Here is a 14,963-nt window from a genome sequence, read left to right as displayed (position 1 = left end):
AAACAGAGAACCATGTCTGATATACCGGATATGAAATTCCTACAGCAAGCCCTACCGGTGACAGGGGCCACCACAGGAAATAGTTTCTTGCAAGGATTAGGAGAAACATTGAGAAACTACCTAGTGCAATATATCCTAACTGTGCCTTACCAAATCCAACAGGATATTTTATGAAATTTGTTGCCCACTTCATTGCAAAGTTAGCAAGTCCTGTAAAGTGCCATGAAGAAAAGTTAATACCTCCATATTTATAACCCAGTAGCAGGGTCATCCATGCAGATGAGATAAGAGAGATAACAATTGCAAGTATTATTCCTATAAATAATCTTCTGCAATTAATTTTAAAAACTGTTGCAAGTTTCAGTCCATTAGCAGTGGATGTCATTACGAGTGTTCTTATATCAGTTGCCCATGCAAATGTCATTCCAAGTGCTGTAAGCCCAGAAGGTCCTAAATACTTTGAACCAAAGAAGTCAAGTGTAGGAGCTGCCGGTATAACAGGTGCTCTATAGTATGCCAGACCTGCCTGTGCTATAACCCGTGTAAGTCCGAGGAATATTATTAATGTTATGCATGTGAAAAATATAGAAGGTAATACTCTTACACCGGTTCTGTTTATCCACCAGACAACAAAAAGAAATGCAAGTATAAATCCCCAGAAGGATGTTTTATAAGAAAGTATTTCCTCTTTATCATCATTTTCTGGGTTATTTTTACCTATTGCCCTTAAGAACACGTTTTTCAGATGTCTCCTTCCAAACCAGATGCAACTTACGCTTAATACAATTACTGCTCCCAGTGACTGTAAAGCAACTATTTGTGGTGCGGGGTCTGAAAATGGTTGGGTAGGTCCTATAGAGAATCCAATTCTGTTTAAAAAGCCTGTCTCTAATATAAAAATTAAGGCAAAGAACCAGACACTTAGAAGAACACTGGTAGACATAAAATATGCAAGTCCTATTACCTCAAAGAATATCTTCAAGGTGATGGAAAATGCACGATTAAATATCGGAAAACTGAAGGAAAAAAGAGGGGTTGGGACAGATGGGAAGAATTTGTTCAATCCAATCAGACTGTATAAAACAAAAGGTATTAAAAAGCCCATCCACATAATTTTATTACGATAAAGTGGTACCTCTTCATTTACCATTGAAGTAGGCAGTTCTGTTAATGGATAGGTGAGACGTTCTTTTTCTATCCATTGTTTTCTTAACATTACCATAAGGCATATACTCATAAAGTAAAAAACAACAATAAATAAAAACCAGTTCCCGAGGGGTTCTATCCACACATTCCATGGGATTTTTGCTCCTTTTGGTAAACCCTCATATATAGCCCATATTGCATCTCTGTTTTGTGGAAATAGATGCTTAGGAAGGTGTGGATGGACAATCTCTTCCCATTGATTTACAGGGGTTGCATAGTAGAAGATACCACCGAGAAGTCCGATAAGGTTCATTGTAAATCCCCAGGAAGGAATAGCACAGGCAACAATCATCATAATATATACAGTGATCAGTTCAGGTGGTTTCAGATAAATTCTCGGAGATATTTTTTTCAAAAGAGTATTAATAAGGAAAACGAGTATAAAAAACAAAAAGACAGCACCTCCTGTGGAATAGTCCGCACAGAGAGGAGAGGCGTATATATCAAGCACAGTAAACGGTTCACCTGCACCAATGAAAAAGGAACAGATGGCTCCTATAATGATTGCCCTTAGAGTAATCATATCTACACCTCCTTAACAAATTTTGAAAGAAGGTCACCAACCTCGTTTGTTGACATACCCATTCTGCCTGCTTCTAAACTTTTTAGATAACCTTCACCAGTTGCTTTAATTATTGCCCTTTCTATTGTTCTGGCTGCTTCATCCTCTCCCAGTATTTCAAGCATCATACCACCTGCAGATATAGTTGCCACAGGACATATAACATTTTTACCAGTGTACTTTGGTGCTGAGCCATGGATGGGTTCAAACATACTTACTCCTTCAGGATTTATATTTCCACCTGCTGCTATCCCGAGTCCTCCCTGAGTTATTGCAGCAAGGTCTGTTATGATATCACCAAACATATTGTTGGTTACAATTACGTCAAACCATTCAGGATTTTTGACCATCCACATACAGGTAGCATCAACAAAGGCAAAATCAAGTTTTATATCGGGGAATTCAGTAGATACCTCTTTTGCGGTCCTTCTCCACAGGTCTCCAGAGTAAGTAAGTACATTTGCCTTATCTACCACAGTAACTGTTTTCTTTTTGTTTCTTTTGGTGGCATATTGAAAGGCATACCTTATACATCTTTCAACTCCTTTCCTTGTATTTATATCTAACTGTGTGGCAATCTCATCTTTTGTCCCTTTTTTAAATACACCACCGGTTCCACTGTAAGCACCTTCAGTGTTTTCTCTTACTACAACATAGTCAATATCTTCAGGTCCTTTCTCTTTTAATGGATGCCATACACCGGGATAGAGTTTTACAGGTCTTAAGTTTATATACTGGTCAAGTTCAAAACGTATCTTTAAAAGAATTCCCTTTTCAAGTATTCCTGGTGCTACATCAGGATGTCCTATTGCACCGAGATAGATGGCGTCAAATTTTTTCAGTTCTTCTATTGCAGAGTCAGGTAGTGTCTCACCTGTTTTAAGGTATCTGTCTCCTCCAAAGTCATAATGGACTGTTTCAATGGAGAAATTATATCTTTCAGAAACCGCTTCTATAACTTTTAAGCCCTCTCTTATAATTTCAGGTCCAATACCATCTCCCGGAATAACCGCTATTTTATATACTTTGCCTTTACCCATTCTATCAACCCTCCTGTTTTTATAATTTCCTGTAAAAAGTCAGGATATTTTGTAAATGTATAGGATATGCTTTTTGTAATATCTCTGATAACTCCATTTTCAAAGTCAATTTCAACTTCATCTCCTTCTTCTATTTCATCTGCTTGTGATAGTTCAATCACAGGTAGTCCTATATTGATGGCATTTCGTAGAAAAATCCTCGCAAAACTTTTTGCTATTACTGCTGAAATACCACAACCCTTAATAGCAACAGGTGCATGTTCTCTACTTGAACCACATCCGAAATTTTCTCCCGCAACTATAACATCTCCGGTCTGTACCTTCTTTGAAAAGTCAGGCATAATTGTTTCCATACAGTGTTGGGCAAGTTGTTTTTCATCAGTAGTGTTGAGATATCTTGCTGCAATGATATCATCGGTATTTATATTATCACCGAATTTCCATACTTTTCCTTTCATTATTATTCCCTTTTAGAGTTTTTTAAATCTATCTGCTATATCTTATCAGGATGAGTAATTCTTCCTTTTATTGCACTCGCTGCTGCTACCTCAGGGTTTGAGAGATATACATAACTTTTAGGATGCCCCATCCTGCCTATAAAATTTCTGTTTGTTGTAGCAATAGAAATTTCTCCTTCACCTAATACCCCCATATGTCCACCTAAACAGGGTCCACAGGTTGGAGGACTTATAACACAGCCAGCAGTGATAAATATATCTATAAGTCCTTCTTTTATCGCCTGCTGATATATCTTCTGTGTTGCAGGTATAATGATACATCTTATTTCAGGGTGGATTGTATGTCCGTTGAGAATGGAAGCCGCTCTTCTTAAATCAGTAATTCTTCCGTTGGTACAAGAGCCAATGACTGCCTGGTCTATCTTTATATCTTCATATTCATCCACATTCTTTGAATTTGATGGAAGATGAGGAGCAGATACCTGTGGCATAATATCAGAGACATCTATTTCTATTATGTTTTCATAAATTGCATCCCTGTCACTTGTGATTATACTTCCACTAATTCCTATCTCTTCAAGATACATAAGTGTTATATCATCCGGTTCTATTATTCCATTTTTTGCTCCTGCTTCTATTGCCATATTACATATTGTAAACCTGTCATCCATAGGCAGGTTTCTTATTGTTTCTCCTGTGAATTCCATTGATTTGTAGTTTGCTCCATCAACACCAATTTTCCCTATGGTATAAAGGATAAGGTCTTTCCCACCCACATACTTATTCCTTTTTCCGGTATAAACAAATTTTATGGATGCAGGAACTTTTATCCAGACCTTACCTGTTATCATCGCTGATGCAATATCTGTACTGCCCATACCGGTTGAAAATGCACCAACCGCTCCATAGGTACAGGTGTGACTATCTGCTCCAACAATAAAATCACCTGGTTTTGTAAGTCCTTCTTCTGGTAAAAGTGCATGTTCTATACCGACTTTTCCTATCTCATAGAATCTTACTCCATATCTTTTAGCAAATTCTCTCAATTTTTTTACAAGTTCTGCACTCTGTATATCTTTACAGGGTGTAAAATGGTCAGGAACGAGAACAATCTTATCAGGGTTAAATACATTCTTTGCACCTGCTTTTTCAAATTCATTTATTGCAAGAGGTCCTGTAATATCATTTGCTAAAACGAGGTCAACATTACACTCAACAAATTCACCTGGTACTACAGATTTTTTTTCTGCATGTCCTGCTATAATTTTTTCTGTAATAGTCATATTTTCTTCCTTCTTCTCTTCCCTCTCCCTTGAGGGGAGAGGGTACAGGGTGAGGGTGAGAACCTTTCTCCTCTACTTTCCACCCCCACCTTCATCCTCCCCCCTCATATGGGGAGGAACTGGTTTCCCTCTCCCTTGAGGGGAGAGGGTACAGGGTGAGGGTGTTTATGTTCCTTTATACTTTGTTTTAACAATATCCTTTCGTATAAGATACCTGTTTATAGCATCAATATATGCCTTTGCACTTGCTTCTATAATATCTGTGCTTATTCCTTTGCCAGGGATTTTCAATCCTTCTATCTCCAGAGCAACATTAACCTCTCCCTGTGCATCCTGTCCACTTGTTACCGCTGTTATTTTGTATTCTTTCAGTACTGGAGTAAATCCTACTATTCGGTCAATTGCTTTATATATTGCATCTACAGGTCCATCACCTCTTGATGCATCTTCATAAATATCCTCACCTTTTTTTACTCTTACTGTAGCACTTGGTATTGTTGAAGAGCCAGATATGATATGAAAATATTCAAGTGTATAGACAGGTTTATGTGTCTGATATTGTTCTTCTTCAGCGAGAAATATTATATCTATATCTGTTATTTCCTTCTTTCTATCAGCCAGTTTTTTAAATTTTTCAAATATCTTTTCAAACAGTTCCTCATTTAATTGAAAACCCAGTGTTTCTAACCGTACTTTAAGTGCATGCCTTCCTGAATGTTTACCCAGTACCAGTTCACTTGCTGGAATACCTATCATTTCGGGATTCATAATCTCATATGTTGAACGTTCTTTAAGAATCCCATCCTGATGTATTCCTGATTCATGTCTGAATGCATTTTCTCCTACGATTGCCTTGTTTGGTTGAACAGGAATACCTGTAAGTGTAGCGACCATCCTGCTTGTTCTGTAAAGTTCTTTTGTTTCAATATTTGTAGTGATCTTGTAGAAGTCCTTTCTTACAGCAAAGTTCATAACAATCTCTTCAAGTGATGCACTACCTGCCCTTTCTCCTATCCCATTTATGGTACACTCAACCTGTCTTGCCCCATTAAGAACAGCCATAAGTGAATTTGCAACTGCCAGCCCAAGGTCATTATGACAATGTACACTGATGATAACATCAGGAGGTAAATGTTCTCTTAAAAATTTTATAAGATTACCATATTCTAAAGGTGTTGAATATCCAACAGTATCTGGTATGTTTACTGTCTTTACTCCTGTTTTTATTACTGCTTTTAATACCTCCAGCAGGAAGTCCTGTTCTGTCCTTGTAGCATCTTCAGGAGAGAATTCAATGTCATCAATATATTTTTTAGCGAAAGATGCTTTTTCAACAGCAATTTTTATTATTTCTTCTTTTGCCTTTTGCAGTTTATATTTTCTATGTATCTCTGATGTGGCGAGGAATATATGAAGGCGTGGTTTTATCGCTTTTTCAAGTGATTTCAATGCAACTTCTATATCAGCATCTTTGCATCTTGCAAGTGCACATACAGATGTATTTTTTATCCGCTCTCCAATAAGAGCAACTGCTTTTGCATCATCTTCAGAAGCAATAGGAAAGCCCGCTTCTATAACATCAACACCGAGCCGTTCAAGTTGTTCAGCAATCTTTATTTTTTCTTCACTTGTTAAACTTGCTCCTGGTGATTGTTCCCCATCTCTTAATGTAGTATCAAAAATAATGACTTTCTCCATTATTACTCCTTAACTTTTTATAATAACACAAAAAAATGTTTCTTCAAAATACTGTTATGATTTTCTTTCTTTTAAGAAAAGGTAAAGATACCCCAATCTGCGGTGGGATATTTTATCTGTAGGGGATAAAGATAGAGTGAATAGGGTAAAATATAGAACCATTCCATATGAGTGGAAGATACAGGGAGAATGGAAAGTACAGCAGAGGTTTCTCTCCCTTAATCATCTCTCCTTAAGTTAGGAGGGATAGAAAAGGGGGATAGGAAGTAAGAAGTAGAGGGAAAAATCTATCTATATGATAGAAAGAGTATGTTTAAGGAATTAGTTTATTTTCTAACTCATATATAGTGAGGGCAACTGCTATAACAGATGCGGTTTCAACCCGCAATATCCTTTTTCCCATACTCACACTTATTGCTTTATATTCTTCTGCGAGACATACCTCTTCGTCTGTATATCCTCCTTCAGGTCCAATGAATATATTTATAGATGCACCTTCTTTCAATCTCTGGAGATTATTTATAGCAGTTCTTAAAGAAATGTCTGCTTTTTCCCAGAATATGATTTTTAAATCTGCAGGTAGTTTAATTGCTTCATCAAACTTAACAGGTGCCTCTATCTCCATTATTACATCTCTTCCTGCAACCTTTGATGAGTCAACTGCAATTCTTCTCCATCGTCCCTTTTTATGCAATATATTTTCTTTGGTAATCTGTGGCACTACGCGACTACTAACTACAGGAAATATCTTTTTTACACCTAACTGCGATACTTCACAGATTATCTTATCCATCTTGTTGCTTTTTGGTATACACTGGAAAAGATATATATCAAATGCAGGTTCAATATCTCTTATTTTATTAATATTCAGAATAATTCCTTTTATATTTTTATTTTCAACTTCTTTTATGGATATTTCATATTCAATTCCACTGCCATCAAACCCGATAAAAATATCACCTTCTTTCATTCTCAACACATTTGATAGATAGTGGAATGTACTACCTTTAATAGATATACTATCATATTTTTTTTCACAGTCAGCAGGGTCAAGATAGATTCTTCTCATTTTAGCGGGGGGATTATCTGTATTTCTTCAGGTCAAATTCAAATTCACAAGTATATTTATTTTTTCCCTCTTCATCCATATTATACTGAACCCATAGTACAATTTTTGAATCTGCCGGAATGTCTTTTTTGTTGAATTTTACTTTTCCTTTAATGGTCTGTGTATAGTCCCTTCCTATTTCAGCGTATGGTGGTGTAAATTTATATACTGGTTGAATTTCTTTATTGTTACACTTAAGCAAAAATTCAGCAGTTCTTCCGAACTCAGGATATCCACCAAATAATGTAATCTCAAATGTAAGACAGTCGGTATCTTCTCTTAATGCCTTTTCTAAAAGGGCTCTTTTTATCTCCTGCCCCTGATTATGTGCCTGTTTTGATAGAATAGCAGTTTTTAAGAAAGGGGTTATCAAAGTTGCTTTCCCTTTGCCTTCACCATAGCCCAGATCCACAGTCCATTCGGAAACAAATTCTGTCATTGAAAGTTCTGCGTTTTTTATTCCATACTCTATCGCCTGATTCATTTCTTCCTCTGATAGAGGTAGAGTAATCATTATATTTTTGTTCTTTTTGCTACATCCAGCAAGAAGTAGTATTCCCATAAATAATACTATGATTTTCCTTGTCATCAGTACTCCTTTTCTTAAAAATTATAAATCCTGACAGATAACTGTCAAGTACTTCTATTAAAAGACAGGTCCCAGATAGAAATAAAAGATACCTTTTTCCAGAGATCTGATGCCATAACCAATATAAACAGGACCTAAAAGTGTTTTTATTCCTGTGAATATAGACCCGGATAATCTGGTTTTTTCTAAAGAAATATCATCTAAATCATCCCATGCATTCCCTGCTTCAAGTGATGCTCCAATAAAATAACCAGAGATATTAAAGGGTAGTAATTTTTCAAAATCCCTTATATATGAAAGCCGAAGTAATAATGTATTGTTGCCGCTTAATTCATAATGGTCAAATCCACTCATACGTTGAAATCCACCGAGGTTAAAGGTTCTGTATAAAGGTAGTTCTGTATCAAGGGAGGTCTGTGCCTCAATATAACCAGAGAAAGTATTGTGCAGATTACTCCATACCGTAAGTCCTTTGAATGATAATTGTTGGAACTCTTCTTCTTCAAGATAAGGGAAAGGTGTTTTATAATCAATACCTATATACCATCCTTCTCTCGGAAATAGCAGATTATCAATGCGGTCAAAGTTAAATGAACCACTTAGAAGGAAGATATCTTCTTCATAGTCAGGTAGTGAAATTTCTCCTGTAGAAAGCTGGCTCGTAGTATGTTCACCTTCTATCCCTATACGGAATTGTCCTTCATTGCCTATGTTTATACCACCGAAAAGTCCTGTTGAAGTAAAACGGGTTCTGTAACGGGCATAACGTTGTTCATCCTGGAAAAGGTCTATGTTTTTCTGCTGATACGAGAATGTAGGTGCTATAAAGAAATGGTCTGTATAGTCAATCGGTTGATAAAATTCTGCTTCAAATTCATGCTCCAGTCCTAAACGGAGATACAGATTGAGTTCTCCTGCGTGTCTGTTCAGCATAGTCATACGATACCGTACAAGAGGATTGAAGTCCCTCGTGCTGTCAAACTGTGCACCGAAATATAGATAATTTGGTCCCCACGATTTCTTTACTGGCTCAATAGTCAACCCATAGTTTTCATCCATCTTTAAGATCTGATAATCAATCCGTTCAAAGAGTCCTGTTGAATATACGTCTGTAATATTATCTTCTAATTTTTCAACATCCAGTATATCGCCGGGTTTTATTTTTATTCTGTTTTCTATGATTTGGGATGGTATCTTTTTAGGGGGTATGATTTCCACATAGTCCACGACTATATTTCTTCTTCTGGGCTCTTTTTCAATAACATAACTTTTTACCTTACTGTATTCTTCTTCGGAAACCGCCATTGTGAGCAATCTTTCTTTCTCCTTAAGTGCAAATGCCTCACCTTCTTTTATAATTTCTTTCGCTTTTTTGAATTGCATATTGGAAAAACCTTCCAGTTTGAGTGTTAAAAGGACATCGTTTTCTTTTAAAAGTGAAAGTTGATAGAGGTGGTTTCTCCTTCCATATATAGCAAGTACCTGTTTTGTTATATCTACAAGGTTTTTTAACTCTTCTTTCGTTGCGAGAGGAGAACTAACATCAACTGCTATAATCCGTTCAGCGCCAAGTTCCCTCGCTGTTTCTATTGATAGATTTGCTACAACCCCTCCATCTACAAGGATTCTTTTGTCTATCTCAACAGGAGCAAATATACCCGGTATTGCCATACTTGCCATAATGGCTTTTGTTAAACTGCCTGAAGAAAGATCAACCCTTTCTCCTGTGACGAGGTCTGTTGCAACTGCACGGAAAGGTATAGGAAGATGGTCAAAATTATTCACAGGCAGTACAGGAAGAAGTATATTATTGAGTGCTATAATAAGTTTCTGTCCTGCTATAACACCTTTGGGAATCTGAATCTGGTCAACTGCAAAACCCATCTCTACACCCTGCATATATTTAGATGCCTCTTTTCTTAATCTATATGGTTGTTTGAGTGGTTTAGGGTTATCAGAAAAAATGTCGTCCCAGTCAACCTCAAGCATCCTCTTTTCAATCTCGGAAGGTGATAGTCCTGCTGCATAAAGGCCGCCTACAATCGCACCCATACTTGTTCCTACTACCATATCCACAGGTATATGTAGTTGTTCAATAACTTTCAGGACACCTATATGTGCAATACCTCTTGCTCCACCACCACTTAGAACAAGAACAGTAAAAGGGTGGGATTTCGCTTTTTCTTCAGGCAGTAATATTTTAGGTATAAATAAAAAAATTAGAGATATAACAAAAAACTTTTTTGTCTTGCACATATTCCAATTTTAACATATTTCTACTTCTTTGCTAGTCATTGCTACTTTTTAACTGACATATATAGTAGGGACTAAACTTTTGAAAATTATATATGTCTAAATTTAAAATGAAAAAAAATATAAAAAAAGGTTTTACACTTATAGAACTACTTGTGGTAATTGCAATTATATCAATACTTGCCGGTCTTATACTTCCTGCTTTATCACGCACGAGAGAAATGGGGAGAAGGACTATCTGTCTCAATAATCTGAAACAACTTTTTCTTGCACTTGATATGTATGTTTCAGATAACAGTGATTATTATCCGATTGCTGCCTCTGTCCCTTCTTTAAATCTTAATAATGACCCGAGGATATGTGATGTTTTATCTCCATATCTGAAATCTCCTTATATATTCAGATGTCCTTCTGACAGAGAAGGATATTTTGAAAGGGAAGGTTCAAGTTATGAGTATAATGTCTCACTTGGTGGAACAAAAAGGGATAGAGGAAGACGTGTGGCAAGAATGGGAGCGAGTAGAATCTGGGTTTTTTATGATTATAAGGACTTTCACGGACCAGGTATAAGAAACTTTGTTTTTCTTGATGGGCATGCAACCCATGAACCAATAGCAGAGGTAGAGGAGGAATAATGAGATGGCAGGAGATGAATAAAAAAAGGAAGATTGCGATTATTTCAGGGATAACTGCCTTTGTTATATTAGCGATTGTAAGTACTATATATGCTGTCTCAAAGATACCTCCTGATTTTGAGAAACTATCAGATGAAAAGGTGCTGGAATATGTGAAGTCAGGGAAGGCAGAGAATCTTGACAGAGAACATCTAATAAAACTGGGGGAACGACTTGATAAGATACAGACAGAACAGAGAAGACAGATATTGGTAGAACTTACTCCGGAAGAAAGAGAAAATTTTAGAGAAAGTAGAAGGATGATTGCAGAGGCACAAATGCAGAAAACCATAGATGAGTTCTTTTCTATTCCACCTGAAAAACAGAATGAGTTTCTGGATAAACAGATAGATGAGATGGAAAAAAGAATGCAGGAGTTCAGAGAGAGATTTGGAGAAAGGGCTGGTAGATTTCCGCAGGGTTCTGCTGGGGCTGAAGGTGAGAGACCACGGCAGGGAGGAGAGAGGGGTGAAGGTGTTTCCTCTGGTAATCAACCTCAACAGGGTGAGGTGAGAGGTCCTGGTAGAAGAAATATCTCACCGGATGAAAGATTACAGAGGATGAGAAACCGACTTTCAGAGACCACACCTGAAGAAAGGGCAAAAAGAAGGGAGTATTTCCGCAGGTTAAGAGAAAGGATGAGGGAAAGAGGTATAGTCCGTCCGGGTCGTTGACACTCCTTTATTTTTCCTGTAAAGTATTTTTGATAATAGATATCTTGAAATTTTTTATTTGATAAATCCTCCCCATATGATGGGGAGATACCTAAATTATCTTCTCCCTATGGGGGGAGAAGGGTAGGATGAGAGGGAAAAGTATAGGAAGGTCTCACCCTCACCTTTATCCTCTCCCCTCAAGGAAGAGGGAATAAGAGAAAAAGTGAGATAGAGAAAGAAGAAAAAAAGGAAGTAAAAAATGAGAGCATTACTTTTATCAGGAGGAGAAGGGACACGATTGAGGCCCTTTACACTTACAACTCCTAAACCACTTTTGTCTGTTGCTAATATACCTGTTATTGCCTATCAGTTTGCCCTTCTTAAAAAATATGGAATTACAGACATTATAGTAGGAATAGGATATAAAACAGACAATTTCAGAAAGGTTGTAGCAGGTATATCAAAAAGTATGGGTATTAAAGCATCACTTTCTATTGAAGATAAACCACTCGGGACAGGTGGAGGACTGAGAAATGCCTATCCTTTTTTCAAGAGAGAAAAAGAACCATTTTTTGTATTTAATGGAGATGTTATAGCGGACTTTAATTTAGAAAAAATGATGTCCTTACATAAAGAAAAAAACGTTTATCTAACCATAGGACTTGTCAGGGTAAACAATCCATCTTCTTATGGGCTTGTGATTACAGATGGGGATATGTCTGTAAAAAGATTTATTGAGAAACCAGGACCAGAAGAGATAATATCAGACACTATTAATGCTGGTGTTTATATATTTTCTCCTGATATATTTAACCAGATAGCAGCAGGAAAGAATGTGTCTCTTGAAAAAGAGGTTTTTCCTTCACTCCTTGAAAAAGGGAAAAAGGTATATACCTGTATCCATTATGGTTACTGGATGGATGTAGGGACTATTGAAAAATATATAAAGGTAAATTTTGACATAATGGAAGGGAAAGTAGGGTTTTTTGATATACATCCACAATATATAGATAGTGGGAAGATTATTCTCGGTAAGAAAAGTGTTATAAGAGAAAGGGTTCAGATAAGAGGGAAGGTTATTATTGGAAATAATTGTATTATAGGGGAAGATAGTTTTTTAGAGGATAGTATTATAATGGATAATACCATTGTCAGTAGAAGATGCAGAGTTAGAAATTCAGTAATAGGGAAAGATGTTCTTGTGGAAAATGACTGTATAATTGAAAATCAGGCAATTGCAGATAAAAGTTTAATATGTTCCTTTACCCGTCCTGTATGATATCACATTGAAGTTAGTGATTTTATACCTGCTGAAATGTCTTATCAGTTCCTCTGCTTTTTTCTGATAGGTCATTTTTTTAATCAGAGCAGTAGGACCTGGTTGGTCTGGTATTATGATAATCCCTTTTTTGTGTCGTTTTGCTATACATTCCAATATTTCATTTTCTTCTTTATCTTTACCGAGTACGATATTACCATCTTCAAAATGTCTTCCAATCCTTAAAAGTTCAATATCAAAAGAGGTAATCTTTTTTCTCGTTTTTAGTACAGGAAGGACTTTCTTACAGAAGTCAGGGTAACATAGGAGACATCCACCTGCAGGGTTAGGGTATGATATATTGAATTTTTCTGCAAGTTCAATCTGTCTTTTTCTCTGTCTGCCCATAATTCCTTCAAGATTTGCTCTGTTAATAATCCCTTTCTTTTCCGCATCAGTAGCAGGTAAAAGTTTTGCACTCAATGGTCTTAAGAGTTTCCCTTTGAGACCTGTCTCTTTTTCTATAAGGAACAGGATATTTCTTCTCTGACTCATAGGTCTTTCTCCGATAACTTCACCTGTAACAATAATATCTGCCTTAATTTTTTTTGCGAGTGCTTTTGCTTTTTTGAGTAGAAATATATGACAGTCAATGCAGGGATTGAGAGCGGTCCCTCTTCCAAATTTCGGTTTTCTCAATATCTTTATATACTCTGTAAGAAGTTTCCCTTTTGAACAATCAATTATATGCAGTTTTATTTCCTGCTCTTTTGCAAACTGAACAACCTCTTCTTCCCTGTGAGCACATCCTTCAAAGGGGAGGATAAAATGAATCGCCTCTACATTATCTTTTCCCAGTTGTTGTTTTATCATCATAAGTGCAAGCCGACTATCAAGCCCACCTGAAAGAAGAATTAGAGTTTTTGCCATAATATACTCCTTTACAGGGATATTTTTGACATTACATTATACAGGTTCTATACTTTTAAAACAAAAAGGAGGTATATGAAAAAAACTAATAAGTTGCAATTTCCGGTAATTATAATTTTTGCATTTGTTGCAATTTTTGTACTTAATTATTTGAATTCCAGAAAGACACCTTCAGAACAGATAGAGAAACTCATATCACAACATCGTGCTGCTATTGTGTTTGTGAAGAGTAATACAGAGAAAGATGTTGAGTTTTTTGATGCCCTAAAAGAGGCGAGACGTGAAATGAAAGGGAAAGGCGGGATTGTTATTGCAGGTCCTGAATTTCTTAAAAATGAAGGAAATCCACCACTTATTATTACTTTTGATGCAGATGGAAATTTTATGGGTGCTCTCTCTTATCCTCTGGACAGGGCAATGTTTAAGGAGATTATCCATTCTATATCTACACATTCTCATTAAATTATAAGTTTTATTGCCGCTATTATGGTAAGTATCTCTACGATAGTATTAAACATTTTTGTGGAAAGTTTTTTAAGTATAAATATCCCTGTTATTGCTCCTAAAATTACACCTGGTAGAATGAACAGATTGAGTTGTAAAGAGTGAGTGTTGATAAGTCCTAATTTTGCACTGAATGGGACTTTAAAAAGATTACCGATGAAGAAATACCATGCTGATGTTCCCACAAACTCCTTTTTATCTAAATTCATAGCCAGAAGGTAAATGACCATTATGGGACCTGCAGCATTTGCCATCATTGTTGTAATACCTGCAATAAGGCCCAGTACAGCAGCAAAATACCACCTCTGAGGAATATCAGGATTATTTTTCTTCCAGAGATAGTTAAGCCCCAGCATAACCAGGATTATAATTCCTATAACAGGTCTTAATTGTTCATCATTTATTTTTTTCATAATGAGAAAGCCAATAAATATTCCTGTAAAAGCAAAAGGAAAAAGACGTAGCAGGTGTTTCCAGACAGCATTTCTTTTATAGTATATGACAGCAAATATATCTCCACATATAAGTACTATCAGGATAATCCCTGTGGCTGCTTTTGCAGGTAGTACAATGGTGGATAGAGAGATAGCAAGCAGTCCAAGTCCAGGGATGCCTGTTTTTGAAACACCTATTAAAAAACCGCTTAAAAAAAGTAATAGGAATTTCAGTAGTGTTAAAGTATATATTTCCATATCAGTTCTGGTAGTAAATTACTTTCCCCTCTCCCTTAGAGCTGTCTCTTAT

General features: G+C 36.4%; 13 protein-coding genes and 1 pseudogene. 4 read left to right on the top strand and 10 right to left on the bottom strand.

All coding sequences use genetic code 11. The features are described 5' to 3' along the window. From N3D17_06580 to N3D17_06545, 8 genes are all read right to left on the bottom strand, one after another. The coding region (locus tag N3D17_06580) for a hypothetical protein (protein ID MCX8083039.1) at window positions 1-1,729 on the bottom strand (1,729 nt) is incomplete at its 3' end. A 2-nt stretch (window positions 1,730-1,731) separates the two neighbouring features. Further along, complete coding sequence (locus tag N3D17_06575) at window positions 1,732-2,808, bottom strand: 3-isopropylmalate dehydrogenase (GenBank protein MCX8083038.1); 1,077 nt, start codon at window positions 2,806-2,808, stop codon at window positions 1,732-1,734. Continuing rightward, entirely contained in the window at window positions 2,781-3,266 is a 486-nt protein-coding gene (gene leuD, locus N3D17_06570) for a 3-isopropylmalate dehydratase small subunit (GenBank protein MCX8083037.1), read from the bottom strand. The genes N3D17_06575 and leuD overlap by 28 nt, the downstream gene beginning before the upstream one ends. A 35-nt stretch (window positions 3,267-3,301) precedes the next feature. Next, entirely contained in the window at window positions 3,302-4,549 is a 1,248-nt protein-coding gene (gene leuC, locus N3D17_06565; protein MCX8083036.1) for a 3-isopropylmalate dehydratase large subunit, read from the bottom strand. 165 nt (window positions 4,550-4,714) lie between these two features. After that, the gene (locus tag N3D17_06560; protein MCX8083035.1) at window positions 4,715-6,247 is read right to left on the bottom strand and encodes a 2-isopropylmalate synthase; all 1,533 of its coding nucleotides are present in this window, start codon (window positions 6,245-6,247) and stop codon (window positions 4,715-4,717) included. A 313-nt stretch (window positions 6,248-6,560) separates the two neighbouring features. Further along, window positions 6,561-7,316: a 16S rRNA (uracil(1498)-N(3))-methyltransferase gene (locus tag N3D17_06555; protein MCX8083034.1), complete on the bottom strand. Its 756-nt coding sequence runs from the start codon at window positions 7,314-7,316 to the stop codon at window positions 6,561-6,563. A 13-nt stretch (window positions 7,317-7,329) separates the two neighbouring features. Further along, window positions 7,330-7,944, bottom strand: a complete 615-nt coding sequence (locus tag N3D17_06550; protein MCX8083033.1) for a hypothetical protein — start codon at window positions 7,942-7,944, stop codon at window positions 7,330-7,332. A 57-nt stretch (window positions 7,945-8,001) separates the two neighbouring features. Continuing rightward, window positions 8,002-10,200 carry a patatin-like phospholipase family protein gene (locus N3D17_06545; GenBank protein ID MCX8083032.1) on the bottom strand — a complete coding sequence of 733 codons (2,199 nt, stop codon included), beginning with the start codon at window positions 10,198-10,200 and terminating at the stop codon, window positions 8,002-8,004. Window positions 10,201-10,307: 107 nt separating this feature from the next. Here N3D17_06545 and N3D17_06540 point away from each other — a divergent pair. The 3 genes and pseudogenes from N3D17_06540 to N3D17_06530 all read left to right on the top strand — a co-directional run bounded on the left by N3D17_06540 (window position 10,308) and on the right by N3D17_06530 (window position 12,806). Then, a pseudogene (locus N3D17_06540) lies at window positions 10,308-10,400 on the top strand (prepilin-type N-terminal cleavage/methylation domain-containing protein). A 431-nt stretch (window positions 10,401-10,831) separates the two neighbouring features. After that, on the top strand, window positions 10,832-11,545 hold the full coding sequence (locus N3D17_06535) for a hypothetical protein (GenBank protein MCX8083031.1): 714 nt from the start codon (window positions 10,832-10,834) through the stop codon (window positions 11,543-11,545). Window positions 11,546-11,786: 241 nt separating this feature from the next. Beyond that, window positions 11,787-12,806 (top strand): NDP-sugar synthase, encoded by a 1,020-nt coding sequence (locus tag N3D17_06530; GenBank protein MCX8083030.1) that lies wholly within the window; start codon window positions 11,787-11,789, stop codon window positions 12,804-12,806. Here N3D17_06530 and N3D17_06525 read toward each other — a convergent pair. After that, entirely contained in the window at window positions 12,777-13,715 is a 939-nt protein-coding gene (locus N3D17_06525; GenBank protein ID MCX8083029.1) for a 7-cyano-7-deazaguanine synthase, read from the bottom strand. The two genes, N3D17_06530 and N3D17_06525, sit on opposite strands and share 30 nt — an antisense overlap. Window positions 13,716-13,790: 75 nt before the next feature. On the opposite strand from N3D17_06525, the gene N3D17_06520 reads away from it, so the two are divergent. Then, window positions 13,791-14,177, top strand: coding sequence for a hypothetical protein (locus N3D17_06520; protein ID MCX8083028.1), 387 nt, complete (start codon window positions 13,791-13,793; stop codon window positions 14,175-14,177). On the opposite strand, the gene N3D17_06515 is transcribed toward N3D17_06520, so the two are convergent. Beyond that, a complete protein-coding gene (locus N3D17_06515; protein ID MCX8083027.1) occupies window positions 14,174-14,911 on the bottom strand; it encodes a sulfite exporter TauE/SafE family protein in 738 nt (245 codons plus the stop codon). The genes N3D17_06520 and N3D17_06515 overlap by 4 nt on opposite strands. Window positions 14,912-14,963: the final 52 nt, after the last annotated feature.

The sequence above is a fragment of the bacterium genome, from assembly GCA_026414725.1.
Taxonomy (GTDB): domain Bacteria; phylum Ratteibacteria; class UBA8468; order B48-G9; family JAFGKM01; genus JAAYXZ01.
The sequence above is the reverse complement of the archived record's forward strand: the minus strand, read 5'-3'. Positions and strand labels throughout refer to the sequence as shown.

Bases quoted from the DNA above. Each gene is read 5' to 3' on its own strand.
- N3D17_06560 (MCX8083035.1), bottom strand. From the start codon at position 6,247: ATGGAGAAAGTCATTATTTTTGATACTACATTAAGAGATGGGGAACAA.
- N3D17_06555 (MCX8083034.1), bottom strand. From the start codon at position 7,316: ATGAGAAGAATCTATCTTGACCCTGCTGACTGTGAAAAAAAATATGAT.
- N3D17_06550 (MCX8083033.1), bottom strand. From the start codon at position 7,944: ATGACAAGGAAAATCATAGTATTATTTATGGGAATACTACTTCTTGCT.
- N3D17_06535 (MCX8083031.1), top strand. From the start codon at position 10,832: ATGAGATGGCAGGAGATGAATAAAAAAAGGAAGATTGCGATTATTTCA.
- N3D17_06575 (MCX8083038.1), bottom strand. From the start codon at position 2,808: ATGGGTAAAGGCAAAGTATATAAAATAGCGGTTATTCCGGGAGATGGT.
- N3D17_06520 (MCX8083028.1), top strand. From the start codon at position 13,791: ATGAAAAAAACTAATAAGTTGCAATTTCCGGTAATTATAATTTTTGCA.
- leuD (MCX8083037.1), bottom strand. From the start codon at position 3,266: ATGAAAGGAAAAGTATGGAAATTCGGTGATAATATAAATACCGATGAT.
- N3D17_06515 (MCX8083027.1), bottom strand. From the start codon at position 14,911: ATGGAAATATATACTTTAACACTACTGAAATTCCTATTACTTTTTTTA.
- N3D17_06545 (MCX8083032.1), bottom strand. From the start codon at position 10,200: ATGTGCAAGACAAAAAAGTTTTTTGTTATATCTCTAATTTTTTTATTT.
- N3D17_06530 (MCX8083030.1), top strand. From the start codon at position 11,787: ATGAGAGCATTACTTTTATCAGGAGGAGAAGGGACACGATTGAGGCCC.
- leuC (MCX8083036.1), bottom strand. From the start codon at position 4,549: ATGACTATTACAGAAAAAATTATAGCAGGACATGCAGAAAAAAAATCT.
- N3D17_06525 (MCX8083029.1), bottom strand. From the start codon at position 13,715: ATGGCAAAAACTCTAATTCTTCTTTCAGGTGGGCTTGATAGTCGGCTT.